The organism is Variovorax sp. IB41, assembly GCF_016405905.1.
Taxonomy (GTDB): Bacteria; Pseudomonadota; Gammaproteobacteria; order Burkholderiales; family Burkholderiaceae_C; genus Variovorax.
In genome coordinates this window covers 52,242-78,174 of record NZ_JAEFCB010000022.1, presented here as the reverse complement: position 1 = coordinate 78,174, position 25,933 = coordinate 52,242, and the positions used below count along the sequence as shown (strand labels likewise).

At 69.3% G+C, this 25,933-nt stretch carries 27 protein-coding genes; 10 read left to right on the top strand and 17 right to left on the bottom strand.

Annotated features, from left to right (window positions below; translation table 11 throughout):
* The 5 genes from JC881_RS27835 to JC881_RS27815 form a co-directional block, all read right to left on the bottom strand.
* A complete protein-coding gene (locus tag JC881_RS27835) occupies nt 1–786 on the bottom strand; it encodes a DUF2145 domain-containing protein (RefSeq protein ID WP_198788930.1) in 786 nt (261 codons plus the stop codon).
* Nucleotides 783–1,241, bottom strand: coding sequence for a hypothetical protein (locus JC881_RS27830; RefSeq protein WP_198788929.1), 459 nt, complete (start codon nt 1,239–1,241; stop codon nt 783–785). The genes JC881_RS27835 and JC881_RS27830 overlap by 4 nt, the downstream gene beginning before the upstream one ends.
* A gap of 44 nt (nt 1,242–1,285) precedes the next feature.
* Nucleotides 1,286–1,789 (bottom strand): YiaA/YiaB family inner membrane protein, encoded by a 504-nt coding sequence (locus JC881_RS27825; protein ID WP_198788928.1) that lies wholly within the window; start codon nt 1,787–1,789, stop codon nt 1,286–1,288.
* Between the two features lie 117 nt (nt 1,790–1,906).
* Nucleotides 1,907–3,862, bottom strand: coding sequence for an MFS transporter (locus JC881_RS27820; RefSeq protein ID WP_198788927.1), 1,956 nt, complete (start codon nt 3,860–3,862; stop codon nt 1,907–1,909).
* A 14-nt stretch (nt 3,863–3,876) separates the two neighbouring features.
* Nucleotides 3,877–4,734, bottom strand: coding sequence for a hypothetical protein (locus JC881_RS27815; RefSeq protein WP_198788926.1), 858 nt, complete (start codon nt 4,732–4,734; stop codon nt 3,877–3,879).
* Between the two features lie 139 nt (nt 4,735–4,873).
* Between JC881_RS27815 and JC881_RS27810 the strand changes: the two genes are divergently transcribed.
* Complete coding sequence (locus tag JC881_RS27810) at nt 4,874–5,608, top strand: helix-turn-helix domain-containing protein (protein ID WP_042577449.1); 735 nt, start codon at nt 4,874–4,876, stop codon at nt 5,606–5,608.
* A 4-nt stretch (nt 5,609–5,612) separates the two neighbouring features.
* Here the strand turns inward: JC881_RS27810 and pyrF are convergent, their stop codons facing one another.
* From pyrF to JC881_RS27785, 5 genes are read right to left on the bottom strand one after another with little or no spacing between them, the layout of a single operon-like run.
* Nucleotides 5,613–6,437, bottom strand: a complete 825-nt coding sequence (pyrF, locus tag JC881_RS27805; protein ID WP_198788925.1) for an orotidine-5'-phosphate decarboxylase — start codon at nt 6,435–6,437, stop codon at nt 5,613–5,615.
* A gap of 33 nt (nt 6,438–6,470) precedes the next feature.
* Nucleotides 6,471–7,268: a uracil-DNA glycosylase family protein gene (locus tag JC881_RS27800; protein ID WP_198788924.1), complete on the bottom strand. Its 798-nt coding sequence runs from the start codon at nt 7,266–7,268 to the stop codon at nt 6,471–6,473.
* Entirely contained in the window at nt 7,268–7,810 is a 543-nt protein-coding gene (gene rimI, locus JC881_RS27795; RefSeq protein WP_198788923.1) for a ribosomal protein S18-alanine N-acetyltransferase, read from the bottom strand. The genes JC881_RS27800 and rimI overlap by 1 nt, the downstream gene beginning before the upstream one ends.
* Nucleotides 7,807–8,541, bottom strand: coding sequence for a tRNA (adenosine(37)-N6)-threonylcarbamoyltransferase complex dimerization subunit type 1 TsaB (gene tsaB / locus JC881_RS27790; protein WP_198788922.1), 735 nt, complete (start codon nt 8,539–8,541; stop codon nt 7,807–7,809). Before tsaB ends, rimI begins: the two co-directional genes overlap by 4 nt.
* 48 nt (nt 8,542–8,589) lie before the next feature.
* A complete protein-coding gene (locus JC881_RS27785) occupies nt 8,590–9,363 on the bottom strand; it encodes a DeoR/GlpR family DNA-binding transcription regulator (protein ID WP_198788921.1) in 774 nt (257 codons plus the stop codon).
* A gap of 80 nt (nt 9,364–9,443) precedes the next feature.
* Between JC881_RS27785 and JC881_RS27780 the strand changes: the two genes are divergently transcribed.
* The gene (locus tag JC881_RS27780; protein WP_198788920.1) at nt 9,444–10,031 is read left to right on the top strand and encodes a GDP-mannose pyrophosphatase; all 588 of its coding nucleotides are present in this window, start codon (nt 9,444–9,446) and stop codon (nt 10,029–10,031) included.
* A gap of 5 nt (nt 10,032–10,036) precedes the next feature.
* Here the strand turns inward: JC881_RS27780 and JC881_RS27775 are convergent, their stop codons facing one another.
* The 6 genes from JC881_RS27775 to JC881_RS27750 all read right to left on the bottom strand — a co-directional run bounded on the left by JC881_RS27775 (nt 10,037) and on the right by JC881_RS27750 (nt 16,069).
* Entirely contained in the window at nt 10,037–11,314 is a 1,278-nt protein-coding gene (locus JC881_RS27775) for a TRAP transporter large permease subunit (protein ID WP_198788919.1), read from the bottom strand.
* 22 nt (nt 11,315–11,336) lie between these two features.
* Nucleotides 11,337–11,840, bottom strand: coding sequence for a TRAP transporter small permease (locus tag JC881_RS27770; protein ID WP_198788918.1), 504 nt, complete (start codon nt 11,838–11,840; stop codon nt 11,337–11,339).
* 33 nt (nt 11,841–11,873) lie between these two features.
* Nucleotides 11,874–12,815, bottom strand: a complete 942-nt coding sequence (locus JC881_RS27765) for an amidohydrolase family protein (RefSeq protein ID WP_198788917.1) — start codon at nt 12,813–12,815, stop codon at nt 11,874–11,876.
* A gap of 18 nt (nt 12,816–12,833) precedes the next feature.
* Nucleotides 12,834–13,835 carry a TRAP transporter substrate-binding protein gene (locus JC881_RS27760; protein WP_233102083.1) on the bottom strand — a complete coding sequence of 334 codons (1,002 nt, stop codon included), beginning with the start codon at nt 13,833–13,835 and terminating at the stop codon, nt 12,834–12,836.
* A gap of 58 nt (nt 13,836–13,893) precedes the next feature.
* Nucleotides 13,894–14,868, bottom strand: coding sequence for a Bug family tripartite tricarboxylate transporter substrate binding protein (locus JC881_RS27755; protein ID WP_198788916.1), 975 nt, complete (start codon nt 14,866–14,868; stop codon nt 13,894–13,896).
* 61 nt (nt 14,869–14,929) lie between these two features.
* Entirely contained in the window at nt 14,930–16,069 is a 1,140-nt protein-coding gene (locus tag JC881_RS27750) for an iron-containing alcohol dehydrogenase (protein WP_198788915.1), read from the bottom strand.
* Nucleotides 16,070–16,345: 276 nt separating this feature from the next.
* Between JC881_RS27750 and JC881_RS27745 the strand changes: the two genes are divergently transcribed.
* Genes JC881_RS27745 through JC881_RS27730 form a run of 4 tightly spaced genes read left to right on the top strand, consistent with a single transcriptional unit; the run spans nt 16,346 to nt 20,419 of the window.
* Nucleotides 16,346–17,125 (top strand): enoyl-CoA hydratase-related protein, encoded by a 780-nt coding sequence (locus tag JC881_RS27745; RefSeq protein ID WP_198788914.1) that lies wholly within the window; start codon nt 16,346–16,348, stop codon nt 17,123–17,125.
* A gap of 41 nt (nt 17,126–17,166) precedes the next feature.
* Nucleotides 17,167–18,408: a CaiB/BaiF CoA transferase family protein gene (locus tag JC881_RS27740; protein ID WP_332875302.1), complete on the top strand. Its 1,242-nt coding sequence runs from the start codon at nt 17,167–17,169 to the stop codon at nt 18,406–18,408.
* 53 nt (nt 18,409–18,461) lie between these two features.
* Nucleotides 18,462–19,475 carry a Bug family tripartite tricarboxylate transporter substrate binding protein gene (locus JC881_RS27735; protein ID WP_198788913.1) on the top strand — a complete coding sequence of 338 codons (1,014 nt, stop codon included), beginning with the start codon at nt 18,462–18,464 and terminating at the stop codon, nt 19,473–19,475.
* 17 nt (nt 19,476–19,492) lie between these two features.
* Complete coding sequence (locus tag JC881_RS27730; RefSeq protein ID WP_233102082.1) at nt 19,493–20,419, top strand: amidohydrolase family protein; 927 nt, start codon at nt 19,493–19,495, stop codon at nt 20,417–20,419.
* Between the two features lie 13 nt (nt 20,420–20,432).
* Here the strand turns inward: JC881_RS27730 and JC881_RS27725 are convergent, their stop codons facing one another.
* Entirely contained in the window at nt 20,433–21,356 is a 924-nt protein-coding gene (locus JC881_RS27725; RefSeq protein ID WP_198788912.1) for a transcriptional regulator GcvA, read from the bottom strand.
* Between the two features lie 204 nt (nt 21,357–21,560).
* Here JC881_RS27725 and JC881_RS27720 point away from each other — a divergent pair, with 204 nt between their 5' ends.
* The 4 genes from JC881_RS27720 (at nt 21,561) to JC881_RS27705 (ending at nt 25,877) form a co-directional block, all read left to right on the top strand.
* Nucleotides 21,561–21,983: a thioesterase family protein gene (locus JC881_RS27720; protein WP_198788911.1), complete on the top strand. Its 423-nt coding sequence runs from the start codon at nt 21,561–21,563 to the stop codon at nt 21,981–21,983.
* A 169-nt stretch (nt 21,984–22,152) separates the two neighbouring features.
* Entirely contained in the window at nt 22,153–22,686 is a 534-nt protein-coding gene (locus tag JC881_RS27715; protein WP_198788910.1) for a PPC domain-containing DNA-binding protein, read from the top strand.
* 49 nt (nt 22,687–22,735) lie between these two features.
* Nucleotides 22,736–24,160 carry a D-alanyl-D-alanine carboxypeptidase/D-alanyl-D-alanine endopeptidase gene (gene dacB, locus JC881_RS27710; protein ID WP_198788909.1) on the top strand — a complete coding sequence of 475 codons (1,425 nt, stop codon included), beginning with the start codon at nt 22,736–22,738 and terminating at the stop codon, nt 24,158–24,160.
* A gap of 133 nt (nt 24,161–24,293) precedes the next feature.
* Entirely contained in the window at nt 24,294–25,877 is a 1,584-nt protein-coding gene (locus JC881_RS27705; protein ID WP_198788908.1) for an alpha/beta hydrolase family protein, read from the top strand.
* Nucleotides 25,878–25,933 lie beyond the last annotated feature (56 nt).

The following is a 25,933-nucleotide window of genomic DNA, read 5'->3' as shown; positions in this document are numbered from 1 at the left end:
TTATTGCAGCTTGAACGCTACCGGCGCCCCGCCCAGCCCCGCGCGCGGCATCCACGCGAAGACCGAATCGACCGTCACAGTCTCGATGCGGTCCGAAAACCGCTTCTCGTTCGGATGGTCGTCGAAGGCGATGTTGGCCGAGCCCACACGCCCGCCCAGCCGCGTGAGCGGGCCGAGCTTGAGCGTGGTCGGCTCGTAGCCCTTGAACTGCATCCACGCCTGCGCCTGCGCGCGGCTGTGGATGGTGGCGGGCTCCATGGCCGCGGCCAGCGTCTCGATGGCCCACTGGTTCGACTGCTGGTACTTCTGCCCCCACGCGTAGCTCACGATGCTGTAGGGCGCCACGTTCAGCCGCACGATGCGCGAGGGCGACTCGGCGAGCGCGGCCAGCAGTTGCGCCTGCACTTGCGGCGTGGGCACGACCCAGGCGGCCTCGTAGCGCCACAGGTCGTCGAGGAAAAATTCGCCCAGCCCCTGCCGGTAGACCGCGGCCACCGCGGTGCCGCACTGGTTGAGCTTGTGCACAACGCGCCACGGGCCTTCGTCGGTCTTGTAGGCGATGCCCAGGTGCGAGTAGCGCAGGCCGTACTTGCTCAGGTCCTGCCCGGCGCGTGCCAGCAGCACGACGCGGGCGCCGCTCGCATCGAGCTGCTGCGAGGTGCGCTCGGCCAGCTGCATGCCTTTGACGATGAGCGCCGGGCTCGGCTTGACCTGCTCGCAAGAGCGCCCGGCCTGCGCCTGCAGCGCCACGAGCGCGAGCAGGCACACCGCGAGCGCGCGCTTCACGACAGCCTCTCGTTGTGCAACAGCGCGCGCCCGATGGCGTTCGGCACGAAGGCCAGCACCTCGCCCGCGGCAGAGAGCACGATGCCGCTGCCGATCACGCTGACCAAGACGGCTGTGCCCACCGAGGCGGCCGCGCCGTTGGCCGCGCGCCCCATCACCTTGACGCTGGCGCGTGCGCCGTCCGACGCGCGCTCCAGCACATAGACCGTGCCATCGGCCGACGCCTCGACGGCGACCACCGCGAGCGTCGAGCCGCCCACCGACAGGGCCGCGGGCACCGCGACCACCGCCGTGGCCGATGCGCCGACAACGGACGCCGCGCCGATCACCGAAGCGACGGGCATCAGCGAAAGCGCGGCCGAAGCCTCGCTCTGGGCCTGTGCATGAAGTGGCGCCGCGATACCCGCGAACGCGGTGCAGACAGCGAGAGCAAGCGTGGCAATCGACTTTTTCATGACGTTCTTTCGTTGGTTGACGATGGGTTGAAAAACAGCGGCGCTCATTCGGCCGAGGCGGAAGCCGCGGCTTCCTGGCGAGCGGCGCGGCGGCCTTGCAGGCGGGCGTCGATCAGGTCGGCTTCGTGGCGGTCGCGCAGCGTCTTGGCCAGCGTGAAGGCCGAGCTGATGAGGAACAGCCAGCTCACGCCCAGGAAGGCCTTGTAGGCGTCGTTGATCTCCATGCGCACGAGGCCCCAGCCCGTGAGGCCCATGGCGGTGAAGAAGCTGCCCCAGACCACGAGGCGCCACATCGGCACGTCGCGGCCGGCGCTGCTGCTGGCTTCGGCCTGCTGGCTGTCGCGGATGAACTTGGCCAGCATGAAGGCGGTGCTCAGGCAGAACACGTAGCCCATCACCATGAACGCCCGGTCCAGCGCCTCGCCCGGCAGCCAGCTCAAGCCGGTGGCGCAGAGGAAGACGGCGACTGCGAAAGAAGCCCAGACCTGGAACTGCCAGGCCCGCGTGTCGCGCTGGATCGAAACGGTGGTGGATGAGAAGGGTTGCATGAGTGCCTCGCGGCGTTGTGAAGGTGGGCGAATGATGGTTCGCCACCGCACCGCGGGACTCGAATGCTTCGACCAGTTCCGGTTTGAGCCGCTACTGGTATCTCCGAGGGATACTTTTCAGGCCGCCAGCAACCCGTTCACGCGCCGCTGCAGCGCCTCGGGCTGCACTTCGGATGGCGGCACGACCTGGCCGACGTTCAGGCCCACACGGCTGTAGAAGCCGCGGCGGAAGGGCTTGGCCATCGCGACCTGCTGGCCGCCGCGCAGCTCGATGCGGCTGAAGTACGAGCCCCAGAGGTTGGTCAGCGCCATCGGGATCACCGGCGGCTCGATGCCCTCGGCGCGCGCGCTCTCCACGATCTTCATCACGCCGCCCTTGAAGGGCTGCAGCGTGCCGTCGCGGGTGATCGCGCCCTCGGGGAAGATCGCGAGCAGATCGCCCTCGCGCAGCACGGCCAGCGCCTTGGCGAAGGCCGCTTCGTAGGCCGCGGGGTCTTCCTTCTGCGGCGCGATCGGAATCGCCTTGGCCAGCTTGAACAGCCAGCCGAGCACCGGCACCTTGAAGATGCGATGGTCCATGATGAAGCGGATGGGCCGCGGGCTCGCCGCCATCAGCAGCACCGCGTCGATGAAGCTCACGTGGTTGCACACCAGCACGGCCGCGCCCTCGGTGGGAATGTGCTCGTCGCCCTTGATCTCGAAGCGGTAGACGAAGCGCGACAGCACCCAGGCCACGAAGCGCAGCAGGTACTCGGGCACGAGCATGAAGATGTAGAACGCCACCACCGCGTTGGCGATGCCGGTGAAAAGAAAGATCTGCGGAATCGTGAAGCCCGCGCCCAGCAGCGCGCCCGCGATGACCGAGCTGCCGATCATGAAGAGCGCATTGAGGATGTTGTTCGCCGCGATGATCCGCGCCCGGTGCGTGGGCTGGCTGCGCAGCTGGATGAGCGCGTACATCGGCACGCTGTAGAGCCCCGCGAAGAGCGAGAGCAGCCCCAGGTCGGCCATCACGCGCCAGTGCGCCGCCTGGTGCACGAAGGCGCCCAGGCCCATCTCGGCCACCGGCGGCAACGCGCGCGAGGCGAAGTACAGGTCGATCGCGAACACGCTCATGCCGATCGCGCCCAGCGGCACGAGGCCGATTTCCACCTGCCGGCGGCTGAGCGTCTCGCACAGGAGCGAGCCGACGCCGATGCCGATCGAGAACACCACCAGCAGCAGCGAGGCCACCTGCTCGTCGCCGTGCAGCACTTCCTTGGCGAAGCTGGGGAACTGGCTCAGGAACACCGCGCCGAAGAACCACATCCACGAAATGCCCAGCAGCGACCGGAACACCACCACGTTGCCGTGCGCGAGCTTCAGGTTGCGCCAGGTTTCGCTGAAGGGGTTCCAGTTGATGACCAGCCCCGGGTCGGTGGCCGGCGCCTGCGGAATCGCCTGCGCCACGCCGCGCCCGACCAGCGCGAGCAGCACGCAGGCCACGGCCACGCTCGTGTGGCCGATCTGCGGCACCGCCACCAGGAGACCGCCCGCCACCTGGCCCAGAAGAATCGCGACGAAGGTGCCCATCTCGACCATGCCGTTGCCGCCGGTGAGCTCGCGCGAATCGAGCACCTGCGGCAGGTAGGCGAACTTGACCGGCCCGAACAGCGTGGAGTGCAGCCCCATCAAGAACACGCAGCCCAGCAACACCACCGCATTGGCGGTGATGAAGCCCCAAGCCGCGATCAGCATGATCGCGATCTCCAGGTTCTTGACGAAGCGGATCATCTTCGTCTTGTCGAACTTGTCGGTGAGCTGGCCGGCCGTGGCCGAGAACAGCAAAAAGGGCAGGATGAAGAGCGCGCCGATCGCCAGGCCCGCCATGGCCGGCGGCATCCAGCTCAGTTGCAGCTGGTAGGTCACCATGACGGTGAAGGCGAACTTGAAGAGGTTGTCGTTCGCCGCGCCCGCGAACTGCGTCCAGAAGAAAGGCGCGAAGCGCCGCTGCTTGAGCAAGGCGAACTGGTTGGCGTGGGCGTTCGCTTCGTGAGGCGCCACGGGGGTGGCGGCAGCGGCGGGGGTTGTCATTCGAAGAATTCTCCTCAGGCCGTCAGTGCGGCTGCGTCGGGATTGTGCCGCAGCAGCCTGGCTTCCCAGCCCTTCTCCAGCGTGCGCAGCGCCAGCAGCACCGGCAGGCCCGCCAGCGCCGCCGTCAGGTGCTTGAGCGTGTGGCCGGAGACCAGGTGATGCGTCGCCTCGTAGATCTGCCGGTCGCCCAGCTCGAAGGCCTTGGCCAGCGCGTAGAAAAAGATCACCCAGCCCAGCTTGAGCCCGACCGCGCCGCGCATCGGCACGGCCAGCGCCAGGGTGAGCACCAGCGCCATGCCGCCGAACTGCACCAGCGCCCAGGGCATGACGTTGCCGCTTTCCTGCGCCACCTCGGCCGCCAGCAGCCCCGCCGTCAGGATGAACCACGCCGCCGGCCAGCCGGCGCGCTGGCTCACCCGCTCGCACACCGCGATGCCGATCAGCCCCGCGAAGGCCACCGCCATGCCGGCGCGGTCCGCGGCGAGCCGGGGGGCGTCGGGCATCAGGTGATAGAACGCCGAGCCGGCGGCGGTGGCGATGAGGCCGGCGAAGAAGAGCCAGGCGCAGTCCAGCGTGTTGTCCGGCGGGTCGCTGGCGGGCGGGGCGAGCGGAAATTCGGACAGCGCTTCCTGGTGCGAGCGGTCGATGCGGTTCAGGCGGTACAGCCCGAGGAAGCCGATCACCACGAACGGCAGGTTGCTCAGCACGTCCATCGCGTTCGGCAGGCCATGCCAGCCCCGGTCGTCGGCAAAGACCGCGGCGAACGCCACGTCGGCGGCCGGCAGCGCCGGGCCGAAGAAGGCGACGAGCGTGAGCAGCGCGAAGGTGAAGAACAGTGCGCGTTCACGGCGGCTGAAAGTGGGCAGGAGCATGGCGGACCTCGGTTGGGTGGGTAACGAGCCGCGGAATTTAGTTGCCAGTCGCTCTGCAGGCATCGAGAATCGATACGAGGCACTATTTCACACCCAACGGTATCTTTTTCTAATACCCGCCCAGCGCCACACACCCTTCATGAGCACCACCGTCGACCTCGTACTCGCCCTCAAGAACGAACTCAAAAGCGCCCGCATGACCTACGCCGACCTGGCCCGGTCGCTCGACATGGCCGAATCCAGCGTCAAGCGGATGCTGGCCAAGAGCGACATGCCGCTGTCGCGCGTGGACGCCATCTGCCGGGCCCTGAAGATCGATTTCGCCGAGCTCGCCCGCCGCGTGGCCGACGCCCAGCCGCTGCTCAAGGAGCTCACGCACGAGCAGGAAAAGGCGGTGGTCAAGGACAAGAAGCTGCTCCTGGTGGCCATCAGCGTGCTGAGCCAGTGGACGCTGGAGCAGATCGTGACCGCCTACCGCATCAGCGAGGCCGAGTGCATCGGCTGCCTCGCGCAGCTGGACCGCATCGGCATCATCGAGCTGCGCCCGCTCAACCGGTATCGCCTGAAGCTCGCCAAGACCTTCCGCTGGCGGCCGCACGGCCCGGTGATGGAGTTCTTCCGCGAGAACGTGGTGCTGGACTACTACCGCGGCGGCTTCGACGGCCCGGCCGAGGGCCTGCTGCTGGTGCACGGCTCGATCAGCCGCTCGCTGGCGCCCGCCTTTCTGGAACGCCTGCAGCGCGTGGCGCAAGACTTCGCGCAGCAGCACCAGACCGACCAGAAGCTGTCGGCCAAGGACCGCGAGGGCTACACGCTGCTGCTGGGGATGCGCAACTGGGAGTTCGAGCTCTTCACCCGGCTCCGCAGAGCCTGACGGCTCAGGCCTTGGCGGCTTCCAGGGCGTCTCGCGTGGTGCGGGCCGCATTCTTGGCCGCATCGGCGAAGTCTTCGCCCGACGAGGCGTAGATGATCGCCCGCGACGAGTTCACGATGATCGGCGCATCGGCCCGCCAGCCGGCGCGCACGGTGGCGACCGCATCGCCGCCCTGGGCGCCGACGCCCGGAATCAGCAGCGGCACCGTCGGCGCGAGTGCGCGCACCCGCTCGATTTCCGCCGGATAGGTCGCGCCCACCACGAGGCCGAGCTGGCCGTTGAGGTTCCACGGGCCCTGCGCCAGCTTGGCGACGTGCTCGTAGAGGAAAGGCTGGCCCTCGATGTCCGCCAGCCGCTGGCCCTGCAGGTCGGCGCCGCCGGGGTTGCTGGTGCGGCACAGCAGGAAGGCGCCCTTGCCTTCGTGCTTGAGGTACGGGGCCACCGAGTCGAAGCCCATGAAGGGCGAGAGCGTCACCGCGTCGGCGCCGTAGCGCTCGAAGGCTTCGATGGCGTACTGCTCGGCGGTCGAGCCGATGTCGCCGCGCTTGGCGTCCAGGATCACGGGCACGTGGGGGGCGTTGCGGCGCATGTGCTCCATCAGCTTTTCGAGCTGGGCTTCGGCGCGGTGCGCGGCGAAGTAGGCGATCTGCGGCTTGAACGCGATGACCAGGTCGGCCGTCGCATCGACGATGCGCGCGCAGAAGTCGTAGATGCTGGCGGCGTCGCCCTTGTATCCCCCGGGAAACCTGGCCGGCTCGGGATCGAGCCCCACGCAGAGCAACGAACCGTTTTTTTGCTGTGCGGCGGCCAGCTTGTCGAGAAAAGTCATGGGGGCCGATTTTAAGGATCCCATTCGGCAGTCCTACGCCGACGGCGTTTGTTGCTCCGCCGCGAGGCACAGATCGGCCCAGGCGCGCGCCTTGTCGGCGGGGTTTCGCAGCAGGTAGGCCGGGTGGTAGGTCGCCACCACCGGCACGCCGTCGGCCGAGGCCAGCGGCACCGCGCGGCCGCGCAGCTTGCCCAGCGGATCGCCGCTCTGCATCAGGCTTTGCGCGGCCAGCGGGCCCATCGCCAGCACGACGCCGGGCGCGAGCGCGGCGGCGTATTCCCCGAAGGCTTCGGCCATCTGGCGCGGACTACCGGGCTGGCCGGCGGCCACGCCGCGGTGCGTGCGCATCAGGTGAACCGGCGTCTTGCCGTCGTGCAGCTTGAGGGCCCGCAGCATGTTGTCGAGCAGGCGGCCGGCATCGCCCGAGAAAGGCTCGCCATGGCGGCCATCGGCCTCGGGGGGCATGTCGGCGACGACGAGCCAGCCGCCTTGCGGGGAGGTGGGGGCTTCGGCGGCATCGGCATAAAGGCGGCAGGGCGCTTCGACGAGCACTTCGGCGCCGTGCGTGGCGGGCGTCGGCGTCGCGGCCGGGCGCGCGACCGGTGCGGGTGCCGCCGCGGGCCTCGCCACAGGCGCCGGCGCGGCGACCGGCGCTTGCGGCACATGACGCTCGGCGACCGGTTCCGGCGCCACCTCGACCGCGTCATCCACCCCGGGCGCGGCCTCGACCACTTCGGCCGCCTCGGGCACCGGCCACCAGACCTTCACGCCCATCTCGTCGAGCATCGCGCGCTGGCGCGCATCGAGCTTCAATGTCTGCACCGCACTCATCACTTCAGGGCTCCCCAGGCGGAGCCTGTTTCGTTCAAACGCAAACTCATCACGACCGCGTCTTCGCGCTTGCCTTCGAACGCCGGGTAGTAGCCCTTGCGCACGCCGACGCTGCGAAAGCCCTGGCGCGCATAGATCTCCAGTGCGCGCCGGTTGCTCTCGCGCACCTCCAGCCAGAGCCACTGCGCACCCTCGGCGCGCGACCAGCCGGAAAGCGCCTCCAGCATCAGCGGCGCCCAGCCCTGGCGCTGGAAAGCCGGCGCCACGGTGATGTTGAGGAGGTGCACCTCGTCCACCCCCTTCATGGCGACGAAATAGCCGATGAGCGTTTCGCCCAGGCCCGTGACCGGCGAGCTCACGCCCTTCGCCAGCCCGGGCGCCAGCAGGCACTGGCAGTGGTAGCCGACAGCCATCGAATCGGTGAAGTTCGCGCGCGTCCAGGGGTGCGTGTAGGCCGTCAACTCGACCGCGCAGACAGCGTCGATCCGCTCGACGGTGAGCGGCTCGAGGCGGGCTTCGACGGGCTGGAGGACGGCGCTCATGCGGTGGTGGGTGGCGTGACTGCTGCGGCAGCGGCCGCCTTGATGGCGGCGCGCTCCTCGGTGGTTTGCGCCACTTTATCGCGAACGTAGAGCGGCCAGGCATGGTCTGCCGGAACACTCCGCCCTGCCGCGAGCAGCGCGGGTGCCAGCCGCAGCATCGCGGTGGCGGTGGGCAGCACCTCGTGGCGGGCAGTGGCGGGCGCGAGACGGGGGCCGTAGGCAGCGAAGGCGTTGCCGGCGAGCGACCAGCCGGCGGGCACCTCGAGCGCTTCGGGCGAGAGCAGCAGCGGTTCACTGTCACCGCCGCTGCCGCCGAGCGGGCCGGCGGCATCGAAGTCGTAGCGGGCGGCATAGAGCTGGTCCATGCGCGCGTCGAGCACGGCGACGACCTGCCGGGCGCCGAAGGCATGGCGCGCCTCCTCGGCCACGGCCAGCAGGGTGTCGACCGGCAGCAGCGGCACGTTGGCCCCGAAGGCCAGGCCCTGGGCCACCGAGCAGGCCGTGCGCAGGCCCGTGAAAGATCCAGGCCCGCGGCCGAAGACGATCGCGTCGAGCTCGGCCAGCTTCAATCCCGCGTCGGCCAGCAGCTGCTGGATCAGCGGCAGCAGCGTGGTGGAGGCCTGCGCGCCGCCCGCGCCGCTGTGCGCAAACAGCTGCTCGCCGTTCTGCACCGCCACCGACAGGTGCTCGGTGCTGGTGTCGAAGGCGAGGAAGCGGGGCGCGATGGGCATCCCCCGATTATCGAGGGCACCCCGTGGGCGCGCCCAGGTTGGGGTAAATCAGCCGGCGCCGGGGTCGTCGCTGCGCAGGATGGCGAGCCCCGCGTGGCGCAGCGGCGCCAGCGCCTTGGGCGGCGCGTCCGGCGATACCAGCAGGCTCGTCGCCGCGCCGACCGGGTTGATCACCCAGGCCGACGCCACGCCCAGCTTCTCGGACGAGGCCAGCACCACCGTTTCGGCCGACGCGGCCATCAGCGCGCGCTTGATCTCGGCCTCCTCGATGTCGCCGGTGGTCAGCCCCGCCTCGGCGTGCACGCCCGCGACACCCATGAAAAAAGTGTCCGCATGGACCCGCGCGATGGCGCCCATGGCCGCGGCGCCCACCGCCACCAGCGAATGCTTGAAGAGGCGCCCGCCGATCAACACCACCTCCAGCTGCGTGTGCGCCACCAGCTCGATCGCCACCGAGGGGCTGTGCGTCACCACCGTGGCTTTCAGGTTCTTCGGCAGGTGGCGCGCGAGCTGCACGGCCGTGGTGCCGCCGTCGATGAACACCACCTGCCCCGGCTTCACGAGGCGCGCGGCGGCGCGGCCGATGGCCACTTTTTCCTCGGGCGCGAGCTGCTGGCGGCTCGCGAAATCGGTGTCGGCCGGCGCCATGGGCAGCGCGCCGCCGTGCACGCGCTGCAACAGGCCTTCGGCCGCCAGCTCGCGCAGGTCGCGGCGGATGGTGTCTTCGGAGAGCGCGAGCTCCTCGCTGAGCGACTTGGCCACGACGTTGCCGTCGCGCTGCAGGACCGAGAGGATGTGTTGCTTGCGCTGGCGGGTGAGCATCGGCCGATGGTAGCGGGGTTGCACGTTTTCTGCACGAATTTTCTTGTTATTGCACGAATTCGCGCCTATGCTCGCCGCCCATGACCCTCCAAGACCGCGTCCGGGTGCACGAAACCACCCTCCTTTCCGACAACTGGTACGTGCTCAAGACCACCCGCTTCGAGTGGCGGCGCAACGACGGCCAGTGGCAGCGCATGGACCGCGAGACCTACGACCGCGGCAACGGCGCGACGCTCCTGCCCTACAACCTCGCGCAGCGCACGGTGCTGCTCACGCGCCAGTTCCGCTACCCGGCCTTCGTCAACGGCCACGACGATCTGCTGATCGAAGCGGCGGCGGGCCTGCTGGACAACGCGGCGCCCGAGGAGCGCATCCGCGCCGAGGTCGAAGAAGAGTTGGGCTACCGGCTCGGCACCGTGCAGAAGATCTTCGAGGCCTTCATGAGCCCCGGCTCGGTGACCGAGAAGCTGCACTTCTTCGTCGCGCCCTACGAGCCCTCGATGCGCATCGGCAGCGGCGGCGGGCTGGCCGAGGAGGGCGAGGACATCGAGGTGCTCGAAGTGGGCATCGACGAGGCGCTCGCGATGGTGGCCGACGGCCGCATCGCCGATGCCAAGACGGTGATGCTGCTGTACCACGCGAAGCTGCACGTCTTCGCGCCAGCGTAACGGCCTCAGCGCAGCCAGCCCGCGGGCACCAGGATCAGCTGCGGAAACAGCACGAAGAGAAACATCAGCGCCGTGAGCGACAGCAGGAAGGGCCACACGCCCTGGATCACGCTGTCGAGGCTCACGCGCGCCGTGCCGGCCACGACATTGAGCACGGTGCCCACCGGCGGCGTCAGCAGGCCGATGGCGTTGTTCATGATGAACATCACGCCGAAGTACACCGGATCGATGCCCGCCTTGGTGATCACCGGCATCAGGATGGGCGTCATGATCAGCACCGTGGGCATCAGGTCGAGCGCGGTGCCCACGACGATCACCAGCACCATGATCACGAACATCAAGAGGATCTTGTTGTCCACGAAGGGTTCCAGCAGCTCGGTCACCTGCGCCGGGATGTTGGCGATGGTGATGAGCCAGGCCGACACCAGCGCGCAGGCCACCAGGAACAGCACCGTGCTCGACGTCTTGGCGGCGCTCAACACCAGCTCGGGCATGCGCTTGAATTCCAGCTCGCCGTAGACGAAGCGGCCCACCACGAAGGCGTAGACCACCGCCACCACCGCGGCCTCGGTCGGCGTGAACACGCCGAACTTCATGCCGCCGATGATCACGATGGGCAGCACCAGCGCCCAGATGCCGTCGAGCAGGCAGCGCCCCAGCTCCCGCGCATCGAAGCGGCGCACCGCCACGTTCTTTTCCTTCTTCGCGCAGAGCCACCAGGTGGCCGTGAGCGTCAGCGCCATCATGATCCCGGGGAACAGGCCCGCCAGGAACAGCTTGGTGATCGACACCTGCGCGACCACGCCGAACACCACGATGGCGATCGAGGGCGGAATCACCGGCGCGATGATGCCGCCCGCGGCAATGAGCCCGGCCGCGCGCGGCACGTTGTAGCCCGCGTTGCGCATCATCGGGATCAGGAGCGCCGCGACCGCCGCGGTGTCGGCCACCGCCGAGCCCGAGATGCTCGCGACCACCGTGGCCGCGATGATGGCCACGTACCCCAGGCCCCCGCGCACATGGCCCACCATCGCGTCGGCCACCTTCACGATGCGCGACGACAGGCCGCCCGCATTCATGAGTTCGCCCGCAAGCATGAAGAAGGGCACCGCCATCAGCGGGTAGTTGTTGACGCCCTCGAGCATGTTCTGCGCGAGGATCTGCGTGTCGAAGCTGCCCAGGTGCACCATGAGCGCCACGCCGCACACGAGCAGCGCGAACGCGATGGGCATGCCGAAGGCCATGGCCCCCAGCAGCGAGGTGATGAAGACGAAGATGGTCATGGCGGGTGTCTCGCGGCCTCGTTCATTCGCCCGCGCTGGCGGTGTCGTTCACCAGCTCTGCGCGCGTCATGCGCCCGGTGAAGAGCCGCCAGAGCGATCCCGCCAGGATCAGCGCCATGCCTGCGCTGCTCACCAGGAGGCACGCATATACGAGGCCGATCGGCACGCCGGTGACCGGCGCGCGGTCGTCCATGCCGATGACCACCAGCTTCCAGCTGCCGTGCACCAGCAGCAGGCAGCAGCCAAGCGCGCCGAGGTCGGCCACGCCGCGGCACACGCGCTGGCCGCGCTCTCCCAGCCGCGCGACGATGGTGGACATGCCCAGGTGCGCGTTGTCCTTCATCACCAGCAGCGCGCCGATCAGCGTGAGCCACATGAAGACGAATCGCGAGGCTTCCTCGGAAAAGACGATGCCCGAGTTGAAGGCGTAGCGCAGCACGACGTTGCCGAACACGAGGGCGACCATGACGGCCATCATCGCGATCATCAGGAAGTTGGCGCCGCGCTCGAAGAGGCGGGAAAGCATGGTGGGGTATCTCCGGTTGTTGTCGTTGTTCTGTCAGCGGCCGCGAAGGCCGATGGCCTCGGCCGGATCGATGCGGTAGAAGCGCATCGCATTGCCGCGCCAGACCGCATCGCGCGCGTCCTCATCGAGGGCTTCGAGACCTTCGGCCACGGTGCGCACCACCTCGGCCATCGGCGCGCGCAGCCCCGACACCGGCAGGTTGCTCGCGAACATGCAGCGCCCCGCGCCGAAGATTTCGACGGTCTCGCGCACCACGCGCACCGTGCTCGCAGCGTCCCACGGCGCATCGGGCAGGCCGAACTCCGAGAGCTTCACGTAGACCTCGGGCAGCGCCGCCAGCGCGGTCATGCCGCGCCGCCAGATCGCCAGGCCCGCATCGCTGCGGTCCCACGGCAGGCCGGCGTGCTCGACCGCCACGCGCAAGCCGGGAAAACGCGCGATGGCCTCGGCCGCTTCTTCGAGATGCCAGTACGGCACGCGCACATCCCACAGCAGGTCGTGATCGCGCAGGAGGCCGAGGCCGGCGAGCCAGCGTTCGTCCTGCAGCGTGCCCGGCTCGCCGCGCACGCTGTGGTCGGGTGCGCGCGAGATGCGCGGCTTGCAGCGCACGCCGCGCACCAGCGGCCAGTCCTTGTGCTGGCGCATCTGCGCATCGGCATCGGGCGCGAGGAACTCGACGTTCGCGATCACCGCATTCGGAAAGCCGTGCGACGCATGCACGGCGTGCAGCCAGCGCGTCTCGGCCAGCGATTCGGCGCGCGAGCGCTCGGCCTCGACGTGCACGGTCGCCACGATCGGCAGGTCTTCGACGGCCGCGCGGTAGTCGTCCACGCCGAAGTCGCGCCGCAGCACGGCGTAGTCGCCGAGGAAGAACGCATCGGCGTCGTAGCCCTCCTGCAGCCACGGGAAGTGGCCTTCGGACAGGTGCCAGAGATGGTGGTGCGCGTCGACGACGGCGCGGGGCAGCGTGCTCATGACGTGTTGCGCCTCGCGTCAGGGTTGCGCATCCATGGCCTTGAGCACCGCATCGCCGTTCTTCTCGATGTAGAGCTTGCGCGTCTCGTCGCGCACCACCTGGCGGATGCTCGCGACGTCGGGGGTCTCGTTGATCTGCATGCCCTTGGCGCGCAGCTGGGCGATGGCCTCCTTCTCGCCGTCGTTGTTGAGCTTGCGCTGGAAGTTCGCGGCGCTCGCGGCCTCCTCCAGCACGATCTTCTGGAACTCGGGCTTGAGCCCGTCGAAGCGCGCCTTGTTCATGATCACCACCAGCGGCGTGTAGGCATGGCGCGTGAGCGAGAGGTACTTCTGCACCTCGTACATCTTGGAGGAGAGCATCAGCGTGGGCGGGTTCTCCTGCCCATCGACCGCGCCCGACTCGAGCGCGCCGAACACTTCGGCGAACGGCATCGGCTGCGGGTTGGCGCCCAGCAGCTGGAAGGCCTTGAGGTGCGACGGATTCGGCGTGGTGCGGATCTTCAGGCCCTTGATGTCGGCCGCGTTGTTGATCGGCCGCTTGTTATTGCCGAGGCTGCGAAAACCGATCTCCCAGAACGCCAGCCCCTTGATCTGGTGCGCCGCGAGTTCGTCGAGCAGCGACCGGCCCACCGGCCCGTCGAGCGTGCGGTAGGCCTGCTGCGCATCGGCGAACTGATAGGGCAGGTCGAGCGCGTTGAGCCGCGGCGCCAGGCCCGTGACGAACGGATTGCCGGTCGCGCCGATGTCGATGGTGCCGCTGCGCACGCCGGTCACCAGCGTCACGTCGTTGCCCAGCTGGCTGTTGGCGAAGACCTGGATCTCCACGCCGCCCTGCGTGCGCTCTTTCACACGCTTCGCGAATTCGAGCGCGGCCTTGTGCTGCGAATCGGTCTCGGGAACCGTGTGGCTGAAGCGCAGCTTCACGGGCGACTGCGCGGTTGCAGTGCTTGCGGCACCTGCAGCAAAGGCCATCGCCGCCGCCATCAGCACCGATGAAAGCGCCTTGAATTTCTTGTTCATGTCTCTTGTCTCCTGTCGTTGAAATCTGCGGGCGCGCATCACGGCGCGTCAGGGCACGTCAGACCGTGACCTTGGCTTCCTTCACCACCTGCGCCCACTTGTCTTTCTCGGTCGCGATGAACGCCGTGAACTTCGCGGCCGTGCCGCCGCCGTCTTCCGCGCCATAGCTCGCGAGCTTGGCGGCCACGTCGGGCATCGCGAGCACGCGGTTGAAGTCCTCGTTCATGCGCTGCACCATCTCGGGCGGCATCTGCGCCGGGCCGACGAGGCCGTACCAGGTGCTCGCATCGAAGCCGGGGTAGCCCAGCTCGGCCACCGTGGGCACCTGCGGGTGCGCGGGCGAGCGCTGCAGGCGCGTCTGCGCGAGCGCCACGAGCTTGCCGCTGGCCACATGCGGCGTGGCCGAGGTCATGGTCTCGAAGCTGTAGTCGATCTGCCCGCCGATGAGGTCGGTGAGCATCGGCCCCGAGCCGCGGTACGGCACATGCAGCGCATCGACCCCCGCGCGCAGCTTGAAGAGCTCGATCGCCATGTGCTGCGAGGCGCCCGTGCCCGAGGAGCCGAAGGTCACCGTACCGGGCTTGGCGCGGCACAGCGCCACGAGGTCCTTCACCGTGCGCGCCGGCTGGCTCGGGTTGCAGATGAGCAGGTTGGGCGTGACGCCCACCAGCACCAGCGGCGTGAAGTCGCGCTCCACCACGTAGCCCAGCGTGGGGTAGAGCGCGGGCGCGATCGCGTGGTTGCTGATGTTGGTCATCAGCAGCACGGTGCCGTTCGCCGGCTGCTTGGCGACGTACTCCGCGGCGATCACCCCGCCCGCGCCGGCCTTGTTCTCGACCGTGACCGGCACGCCCCAGGCGGTCGCGAGCTTCTGCGCCATCACGCGCGCCATCACGTCGGTGCCGCCGCCGGGCGGAAAGCCCACGACGATGCGCACCGGCGCGGTGGGCAGCGGCGATGCCGCGGCGAAAGAGGGAACGGCCGCCGCGGCGGTTGCCGCGAGGCCCGAAGCGATGAAGTGGCGTCTTTGCATGGTGCGTTTGTCTCCGTCTTTTTTAGAAATGAATCCGTTGGCCGCGTGCCGGTCCCGCGCCCTACATCGACGCGGCCAGCATCGCCTCGTAGTCGGCGGGGCTCGCCTCGCGCGGGTTGGTCTTGTGGCAGTGGTCCTTGAGCGCGCCTTCGATCACGCGCGGAAAGATCCCGGGCGAAACGTCCAGCGCCGCGAGCCCGGTCGGCAGGCCGAGCCGCTGGCTCATGGCGTGGACCGCGGGCGCCACCTCGTCGGCGCCGCCCAGGTCCATGGCCTGCGCCATGCGCGCGAGGCGTTCGTCCTTCTGCATCGAAGGCGCTTCTGCGTTGAAGCGGATCACCGCGGGCAGCAGGATCGCGTTGAGCGTGCCGTGGTGCAGGCGCGGCACCAGCCCGCCCATCGCATGGCTCAGGCTGTGCACGCAGCCCAGGCCCTTCTGGAACGCGAGCGCGCCCTGCATCGAGGCGCTCATCATGTTCAGCCGCGCCTCGCGGTCGCCGGGCGTGGCGGTCGCGCGCTCGATGTGGCGCCACGCGCGGCGCAGGCCATCGAGCGCGATGCCGTCGGCCGGCGGGTTGAAGGCGGGCGCCATGAAGGTCTCCATGCAGTGCGCGATGGCATCCATGCCGGTGGCCGCGGTTAGCATCGGCGGCAGGCCGAGCGTGAGCTCGGGGTCGCACAGCGCCACGCGCGGCACGAGGTACGGCGACAGCACGCCGACCTTGCGGCCGTCGTCCAGGATCAGCACCGCGCCGCGGCCGACCTCGCTGCCCGTGCCGGCGGTGGTGGGCACCGCGATGACCGGCGCGGTGGCGGCGGTGATGCGCGCGGCGCCGCCCTCGATCGCGGCGAATGACTTGAGCGGCCCTTCGTGCGTGGCGCACACCGCCACGCCCTTGGCCAGATCGATGGCCGAGCCGCCGCCGACCGCGACGATGCCGTCGCAATCGTGTGCCGCATACATCGCCACGGCGGCGCGCATCGCGGCCTCGGTGGGATTGGACGGCGTGCCGTCGAACACCACGAACGCGCGGCCCGCGCCGAGCTGCGCGGTGACGCGGTCGAGCACGCCCGCGGCGCGCACGCCGGCGTCGGTCACGACCAGCGGGCGGCGGATGCCGATGCGGTCGCACTCCTGCGCGAGCAGCTGCACCGCGCCGAAGTCGATCTGGATCTGGGTGATGTAGTTGATGAGGGCCATGCGGTCTCCGGTTCGCTGTGTTCGAGGTGCTCGATGTGCTCGAGGGTTCGTTGTGGGGCGCGAGTCTAGGAACGGCCCGGTGGCGCGGCAACGTGGAATTACTTGAAGTGCGGCCGAGAAAAATTCACAAGGCCAGAGGCCCGTCATGGCGCGAGTTTTTCTTGAACGCTGCCCCAGTTTTTTTCGTTTGGCTGCGCTCCGCGCGCTCCCTAGACTTCGCCGCATTCGCAACCCGGCCTCCTTGCCGCAGGCCCCCAACGAAAGAGACACAGCCGCATGACTTCCCTGATCCAGGTCGAGCGCGACGACCGCATCGCCACCGTCGTCCTCAACAAGCCCGACAAGATGAACGCCATGGACAAGTCCATGTGGCAGGGCCTGGCGGACGCGTTCGCCGAGCTCTCGGCCGACGACGACCTGCGCTGCGTGGTGCTGCGCGGCGCCGGCGGCAAGGCCTTCTCGGCGGGCGCCGACATCGAGGAGTTCCGCACCAGCCGCGCCAACGCGGCGCAGGCCGCGGCCTACGGGGAGATCACGCACCGCGCGATGCATGCCATCGCGCACAGCAAGCACCCCACTGTCGCGGTGATCGAGGGCGCCTGCGTGGGCGGCGGGCTGGAGATCGCCTCGGTGTGCGACATGCGCATCTGCGGCAACTCCAGCCGCTTCGGCGTGCCGGTCAACAAGCTGGGGCTGGTGATGTCCTTCGGCGAACTGGGCGGCCTGGTGAACCTGGTCGGCAGCGCGATCGCGCTGGAGATCGTGCTCGAAGGCCGCGTCTTCGATGCGAGGGAGGCGTTCGAGAAACGGCTGGTCAACCGCGTGGTGGACGACACCGAGGTGCTCGAACAGGGCTATGCCGCGGCCAAGCGGATCGCCGCGGGCGCGCCGCTGGTGGCGCGCTGGCACAAGGAATTCGTGCGCCGCCTGGCCGAGCCCGCGCCGCTGACCGACGCCGAGAACGCCGAGGCTTACGCCTGCTTCGACACCGAGGACTTCCAGATCGGCTTCCAGGCCTTCCTGGCCAAGGCCAGGCCCGTGTTCACCGGCCGCTGAGCCGTTCGATCGCGCCCTCACACAACCCACGGAGCACCCGCGTGTCCCTTCCTCTTCCTCTCTCCCGGATCAAGGTCCTCGACGTCAGCCAGATCATGGCCGGCCCCTTCTGCTGCATGCTGCTCGGCGACATGGGCGCGGACGTGATCAAGGTCGAGACGCCCGGCATCGGCGACCAGACGCGCCGCTCGATGGGCTTTCGCCTCAAGGGCGCCGACAGCGGCGGCTTCCTCGCGCTCAACCGCAACAAGCGCAGCGTGGAAATCGACCTGAAGAACCCGGCCGGCCTCGAAGCCTTCTACGCGCTCGTGAAAGACGCCGACGTGCTGGTGGAGAACAACCGCCCCGGCGTGGCCGCGCGGCTGAAGATCGACTACCCCACGCTGCGCGCGCTCAACCCGCGTCTGGTGTACGCGAGCATCTCGGGCTTCGGCCAGACCGGCCCCTGGGCCAAGCGCCCGGGGCTGGACCTGATCGCGCAGGCGATGACCGGCGTCATGAGCGTGATGGGCCATGCGGGCGAGGCGCCGGTGAAGTCGGCGATTCCGCTGGCCGACCTGGGCGCGGGCCTCTTCGCGGCCTACGGCATCCTGAGCGCGGTGATCGGCCGCGGCCTTACAGGCGAAGGCCAGTTCGTCGACGCCTCGCTCTTCGAGACGGCGATGAGCCTGTCGGTGTGGGAGTCGGCCGAGTACTGGGGCACGGGCGAGGTGCCGGTGCCCATCGGCAGCGCCAACCGCATGAGCGCGCCCTACCAGGCGGTGCGCGCCTCGGACCGCCACTTCGTGATCGGCGCGGCCAACCCGAAGCTGTGGACCGCGCTGTGCAGGGTGATCGGCCGCGACGACCTCACCAAGGACGCGCGCTTCACCGACAACGTGCTGCGCATCCGCAACCGGGCGGTGCTGATCGAGGAGCTGGAGCGCGAGTTCGCGCGCCGCACGGCCAATGAATGGGTCGATGCGCTGCTGGCCGCTGGCGTGCCGGCCGCGCCGATCCTCAACTACGCCGAAGCGCTGGCGAGCGACCAGGCGGTGGCGCGCGAGATGGTGCTCAAGATCCAGCACCCAGTGGAGGGCGAGACCCGCGCGCTCGGATTTCCGGTCAAGCTCGGGGGCACGCCGCAGCAGGTGCGGCATCCCGCGCCGCTGCTGGGCCAGCACACCGACCAGGTGCTGGGGGAAATCGGCATGACGCCAGCGGCGATCGAAGCCTTGCGCCAGAGTGGCGCCTTCGGGGCCGTGACCGCGGTCACCGCCGAAGCCGACGCGGCGGCGGACTGAGGACACGCAAGCCGGACAGCGCACAAGAAAACACGCGACGGAGACAAAGACAAATGAATACCGCATCGACAAACCTCGCGCGCCGCCGGCTGCTGCGCGCCATTCCCTCGGCCCTGCCCTTTGCGCTCGGGCTGCCGCTCGCGGCGCTCACCGGCGCCGCGCGCGCCCAGGGCGGCACCTATCCGAACAAGCCGATCGAGCTGGTCGTGCCCTGGCAGGCCGGCGGCGGCGCCGACGTGGTGGGCCGCGCATTCGGCGCGGCCGTCGCGAAGTACCTGCCGCAGCCCATCGTGGTCATCAACAAGCCCGGGGCGAGCGGCGTGCTGGGGCTGGGCGACGTGGTGAATGCGAAGCCCGACGGCTACCGCATCGTGCTGTCCTCCACCGAGCTCACCTTCCTGAACCACCTGGGCCTGGCCAAGTTTTCGTACAAGGACCTGCGCCCCATCGCGCGGCTGAACGCCGACCCGGCCGCGGTCGTGGTGCGCGCCGACGCGCCCTATGCCACGCTGGAGCAGTTCGTCGAGGCCGCGCGCGAGGCCGATGCGAACATCCGCGTGGGCAATGCCGGCCACGGCTCCACATGGCACATGGCGGCCGCGGCGCTCGCCGAGAAGACAGGCGCGAAGTTCAACCACATTCCCTATGCGGGCGGCGCGCCCGCGGTGCTCGCGCTGCTGGGCGGCCACATCGATGCGGTGACGGTGAGCACGGCCGAGGTGTCCAGCTACGTGGCGGCCGGCAAGCTCAAGGCGCTGGCCGTGATGGCCGACCGGCGCGTGGCCGACGGCTTCGAGAAGATCCCCACGTTGAAGGAGCGCGGCATCGACCTGTCGATCGGCATCTGGCGCGGGCTCTCGGCACCGCGCGCCACGCCCGACGACGTGGTCGCGGTGCTGAAGGCGGCGACGGCCAGGGCGGTGAAGGAGCCGGTGTGGCTCGACGCGCTCGCCAAGCTGCACTTCAGCACCGACACCTACGCCGACGATGTGGCGCTCGAAGCGGTGATGGCGCGCGAGAGCGATTTCTTCAAGGCGCTCGCGGGCAAGATCAACCTGTCCAGTTGAGCGCCGAAAATCGGGCGATGAATTCGATGGGCAACGTGTTCACGTTCGACGAGCCCTTCGTCGATGCGCACCAGCACTTCTGGAACCTCGACCTGCACCCCTACCCCTGGCTGCAGGGCGAGACGGTGCCGAACTTCCGCTACGGCGACTATTCGGCGCTGCGGCGCAACTACCTGCCCGCCGACCTCGCGCGCGATACGCGCGGCCATGCGCCGGCGCTGACGGTGCACATCGAGGCCGAGTGGGCGCGCAACGACCCGGTGGCCGAGACGCGGTGGCTCACGGCCCTGGCCGCGGCCGAAGGCCGCCCCTCGGCGATCGTCGCGCACGCGGCGCTGGACCGCGACGACGCGCCCGAAATCCTCGCCGCGCAGGCCGGCTTCGCGCTGGTGCGCGGCATCCGCCACAAGCCGGTGACGGCCACCTCGGCGGCAACGGCCCGGCGGGGCCTCGCGGGTTCGATGGACGACGCGCGCTGGCGCCGCGGCTATGCGCTGCTGCACGCGCACGGGCTGTCGTTCGACCTGCAGGCGCCGTGGTGGAACCTGGACCAGGCCGCGCAGCTCGCCCGAGACTTTCCGCACACGCTGCTCGTGCTCAACCACACCGGCCTTCCGTCGGACCGCAGCGACGAAGGGCTCGCCGGCTGGCGCCGCGCGCTCGAAGGCCTGGCCGCGCAGCCGAACACCGCGATCAAGATCTCGGGGCTGGGCCGGCCCGGCCTGCCGTGCACCGAAGCGGCGAACGTGCCGCTGATTCGCGATGCGATCGCGATCTTCGGCGCCGATCGCTGCATGTTCGCGAGCAACTTCCCGGTCGACAGCCTGGTGGCGGACTACGCGACGATCCTGCGCGGCTTTCTGGCGGCCATCGCCGATCGCCCCGCGGCGCAGCGCCGCCAACTGCTGCACGACAACGCCGTGCGCCTCTACCGCCTCGCCTGAAGCGCGCGGCGCATCAGGCCGGCGCCACGCCCGCGTCGCGCGCGATTTCCTCGTGCACCCAGGCCACGAAGGCCATGATGCGCGGGTCGGTGCGGCGGTCCTGCGGGTAGACCATGAAGTAGGAAAACTCCACCGGCAGCGCGAGCTCGAAGGGCCGCACGAGCAGCCCGTCGGCCAGGTCCTTGATCACCCAGTTCTTCTTCACCAGCGCGACGCCCAGCCCGTCGACGGCGGCGTTGATCACGAGGTGGCTGGGCCAGAACGAAGGGCCGCGCGTCGCGTCCACGTCGGTCACGCCCGCGTGCTCGAGCCACACGCCCCAGTCGGGATTGCTCACGTCGCTGTAGGTGCTGTGGTCGTGCAGCAGCACGTGGTGCTTGAGGTCGGCCGGCGTCTTCAGCGGATGCGCGCCTTCCATCAACGCGGGGCTGCACACCGGGAACACCTCCACCGGCAGGCACAGCTCCGAATGCAGGCCCGGGTAGATGCCGCGGCCGTAGCGCACGGTCATGTCGAAGTCTTCGCGGGTGAAGTCGACCATGTGCTTGGAGGTCGAGATCTCCAGGTCGATGTCCGGGTGCGCCTGCATGAAGCGGCGCATGCGCGGGATCAGCCACTTCACCGCGAAGGTCGGCGGCAGGTTGATCTTGAGCGAGGGCGAGCCCTGCGACTGGCGCAGCAACTGCGTGGCGTAGATGACCTGCTTGAAGGCCTCCTGGATGCCCGGCAGGTACGCCTTGCCCGCGGCGGTGAGCGTGAGCGACTTGGTGTCGCGCACGAACAGCGCGATGCCCAGGTTTTCTTCCAGCGTCTTGATCTGGTGGCTCACGGCCGAGGGCGTCACGAAGAGTTCATCGGCCGCGCGCGTGAAGCTCAGATGCCGCGCCGCGACCTCGAAGGCCCGCAGCGGATTGAGCGGAGGGATGGGGCGCGACATGGTGGGGCGGTTCTTTCGGGAGCGGATGAGGCGCGGATAAAAGCGCGAATTGGAAGGGGCGGCGGCGCTTCAATATTTTCTCGGCAATCGTTCGAGAAAAACTCGTTTGCCGCGGTGCGCCGACGTTCCTAGACTGCCTCGCGGAACGACACGCAACCAGTCGGGACAACGTCAATTGACGCCCCCGCTCCATCGGAACATCGCATGAAAAAAGAACTGCACCCCGGCGCCACGCTGCAACGCGAACTCGCGGTGGACCGCGCGCGCACGGTCGACTTCCTGGGCGAGGATTTGCGCATCTACGCAACGCCCGAGCTGGTGCGCGATGTGGAAGAGGCGTGCCTGGACTTCCTGCTCGGTCACGCGGACGAGGGCGAGTCTTCGGTCGGCACAGCCATCGCGCTCAAGCACGTCGGCGCGACCCTGCTCGGGCAGACGGTGCGCATCGAGGCGCGCGTGCGCGCGGTCGACGGGCGCAGCGTGGACTTCGACTTCAGCGTGCACGAAGGCGACGAGGAAGTTGCCAGCGGCACGCACAGCCGCTTCGTCGTGAACGTGGCGCGGCTGCGCGCCAAGGTGCATGCGAAGGTGCAAGCGAGCCGCGTGCCGACGGCGCCCGCGCACTAGGCATCCGCCGCCGTTTCCGTCTCCAACCACCCGCGGCTGCCGCGGGCCACCCCGTGTCGAACACCGGCGCGCCGGGATCGCATTCCGGCGCGCGGGCGTTCGCCTTCCGCGGCGCGAGCCGCAACCGTGCATCTCCTGGATTTCCATCAACAAAGAAACGAGACAAACCATGTTCATCAAGAAGACCCTCGCATCCACCCTGTTCATCCTGGCCGCGGCTTGCGCAGCGCTCTTTGCAAGCAACTCGGCCATGGCGCAGGACCTGACCGGCAAGGTCACGCGCACGCCCACCGGCTACCTCATGGTGCTGCGCAACGGCGACGACGTCATCGCGCACATCGAGAGGCTCGCGGTGGTCGAGCAGATTCCGAGCGCGAGCATCGTGGGCATCGGCTTCATGCGCGAGGCGACCTTCGGCTTCTACGACTTCGCGAAGAAGGTCTTCAACCCGAAGACCTTCAAGGACGTGGAGCTCGCCAACCTCACCGGCTCCATCGCCTGGAAGGAGGGCAAGCCCTCGATCCATGCGCACGGCATCGTGACCGACGGCACCTTCATCGGCGCGGGCGGGCACCTGCTGGGCCTCACGGTGGGCACGGGCTCGTGCGAGATCACGGTGATCCTGCATCCGCAGCGGCTGGAGCGCTTCGTCGATCCGTCCATCGGCGCGAACGTGCTGGGGCTGCATCCGGGCGCGCGATGACCGCGGGGCGGTTTCGGGCGCGGCCCGCTCGCGCCGGGATAATCGCCGGATGCCTTTCGCCACCCGCCTGATCCCTTCGCTCTTCATCTGTCTCTCCGCGCTGGCCTCGGCCAGCGCCTTCGCCCAGCAAGCGCTTCCCACCGAAGTCGAAACCGCCCTGGCGCGCGCCAAGGTGTCGCGCGACACGGTGACGCTGCTGGTGGCCGATGCCGACGGCGTGCGCCCGCCGCGCCTGGCCTGGCGCTCGCAGGTGCCGGTGAATCCGGCCTCGATCATGAAGCTGGTCACCACCTACGCGGCGCTCGACCTGCTGGGGCCCGCCTACAGCTGGACCACGCCGGTGTACGTCGAAGGCCCGGTCAGCAACGGCGTGCTCAACGGCAACCTCTACATCAAGGGCCAGGGCGATCCGAAGCTGGTGCTCGAGCGCGTGTGGCTGATGCTGCGCCACGTGCAGGGCCTTGGCATCACCACGGTGAGCGGCGACATCGTGATCGACCGCAGCGCCTTCGAGAACACGGTGGAGAACGACCCGAGCGCCTTCGACGGCGAGCCGCTGCGGCCCTACAACGCATCGCCCGATGCGCTGCTGGTCAACTTCAAGTCGGTCAACATGACCTTCGCGCCCGACCGCGCCGCACAGATCGCGCGCGTGAGCTACGAGCCGCCGCTCGCGAGCGTGGCGATGCCGGCCACCGTGCCGCTTTCGCCCGGCGAATGCGGCGACTGGCGCACCGCGCTCAAGACCGATTTCAGCGACGTCAACCGCATCCGCTTCAACGGCGCTTTTCCGGCCGCCTGCGGCGAGAAGAGCTGGGCCGTGGCCTACGGCGATCCGCGCACGTACAGCCTGCGCGCGCTCGGCGGCATGTGGGCCGAGATGGGCGGGCGCGTGGGCGGGCAGATGCGCGAGGGCCGCGTGCCCGCGGGCCTGAAGCCCGCCTTCGAGTTCGGCTCGCCGCCGCTGGCCGAGGTGATCCGCGACATCAACAAGTACAGCAACAACGTGATGGCCCAGCAGGTGTTCCTCACCATCGGCCTCACGCAGAAGAACCGCGGCACCTTCGAGGCCTCGCGCAGCGCGCTGGGCCAGTGGTGGCGCGAGCGCATCGGCACCGGCGAGGCGCAGCCGGTGTTCGAGAACGGCTCGGGCCTCTCGCGCGACGAGCGCATCAGCGCCGCGGCGCTGGGCAAGATGCTGCAGGTGGCGTGGCGCTCGCCGGTGATGCCGGAACTGATGTCGTCGCTGCCCGCCTCGGGTGTGGATGGCACGCTGAAGAAGCGCGCGCTGCGCTCGGGGGGCGCTGCGCACCTGAAGACCGGCACGCTGCGCGACGCCTCGGGCGTGGCCGGCTACGTGCACGGCGCGAGCGGCCGGCGCTATGTGCTGGTGGCCATCGCCAACGGCGAGAACGCGGGCGCCACGCGCGCCGCGTTCGACGCGCTGGTCGATTGGGCCGCACAGGACAACTGACGACCACCAACGGCCGCGCCGGCCCACGGTGTACTGAAATCTTCTGTAGGCGAACGCCGCTTGCGCGCGGCCATGGCGCTGCCCAGAATCTGACGACCGTTCGATTCCACACAGCGACAGCAGGAGACACGCCTTGAACACGCCACAACGACAACCATCCATGCCGCTGCACAAGATGGCGGCACTCGCGGGCGCCACGCTGCTCCTTGCAGCCTGCGGGGGCGGAGGAGGTGGCGGCGGCGGCATCGGCGTGGGCTTTCCGCCGCCTGTCGCCGACACCGGGCGCGGCTCGGTCGTCACCAACCCGCCCGCGCAGGTCACGCGGCTGTCGGTCGATCAGTTCAAAACGCTCTTGGGCGCCGACGACAAGGGCCGCGCGCTGCTGCAGGTGGCGGGCACGCCCAAGTGCGGCATCGACACGCGCTACCTCGAATACCGCACCGTCGGCGGCAAGGGCGAAGCCACCACGGCGACCGCCGCGATCATGGTGCCCTCGGGCACCGACATCGCCTGCAACGGCGCGCGGCCGGTGGTGCTCTATGCGCACGGCACGAACGCCGCGCGCGACTACAACCTGGCCAAGTGGACCGACACGAAACAGGCGGCCGCCGGCGAAGGCGTGGTGGTCGCGGCCATGCTCGCGGCGCAAGGTTTCATCGTGGTGGCGCCCAACTACGCGGGCTACGACAAGTCGACGCTCGCCTACCACCCGTACCTGAACGGCGACCAGCAGGGCAAGGACATGGTCGATGCGCTCACCGCGGCGCGCAAGACCTTCTCGGGCATCGACGCGAACGACGCGGGCTCGCTCTTCATCACCGGCTACTCGCAGGGCGGCTACGTCGCGATGGCCGCGCACCGCGAGATGCAGGCCACGGGCAAGGCCGTGACGGCCTCGGCGCCGCTGTCGGCCCCCTCGGCCATCAGCCTCCTGACCGACTACACCTTCCAGGGCTGGCCGGCGCTGGGCGCGACGCTCTTCGTGCCGCTGCTGTCGACCAGTTGGCAGCAGCAGTTCGGCAACGTCTACAACGCCACCAGCGACGTGTACGAAGCGCAGTACGCCACCGGCATCGACACGCTGCTGCCGAGCGCGACGCCGGACACGCTGTTCACCAGCGGCAAGCTGCCGCAGCTGGCGCTGTTCCCGGCGGGCGCCACGCCGGGGCCGGTGAGCCCGGACCTCTCGATCTTCTACGGCGCCAACAACCTGGTGCGCCAGAGCTACCTCACGCAGGCGGCCGGCGATGTCCAGTCCAACCCCTGCCCCGGCAACGCGCTGCCCGCGACGGCGGCTTCGCTCGGCGCGACGGCGCCGCTCAATTGCAGCCCCTCGACGGGCTTTCGCAAGGCGGCGCTCGCCAACGACCTGCGCAACTGGGTGCCGACCCGGCCGGTGCTGATGTGCGGCGGCGCCAACGACCCGACGGTGAACTTCGTGAGCACCCGCGCCACCGCGGGCTACTTCCGCGCGAAGGGCATGCCGGCCGCGGCGCTGTCGGTGGTGGACCTGGAAGATTCCGCCGCGATCGACGCCTACTCGGCCGCCCGCGCGGGCTTCGCGCAGGCCAAGAGCTCGCTCGCGCAGAGCACGGCGGGCAGCGATGCCGACAAGGCGCGCGCGGTCACCGCCGCGTACCACGGCACGCTGGCGCCGCCGTTCTGCCTGGCGGCAGCGCGCGGGTTCTTCCAGGGCGTGCTGGCGGCAGGAGGATAGGGCTCGCCCCCAGGCTGCGCGCACTTCGTGTCGCTTCGCCAACCCCCTGCCGGGGG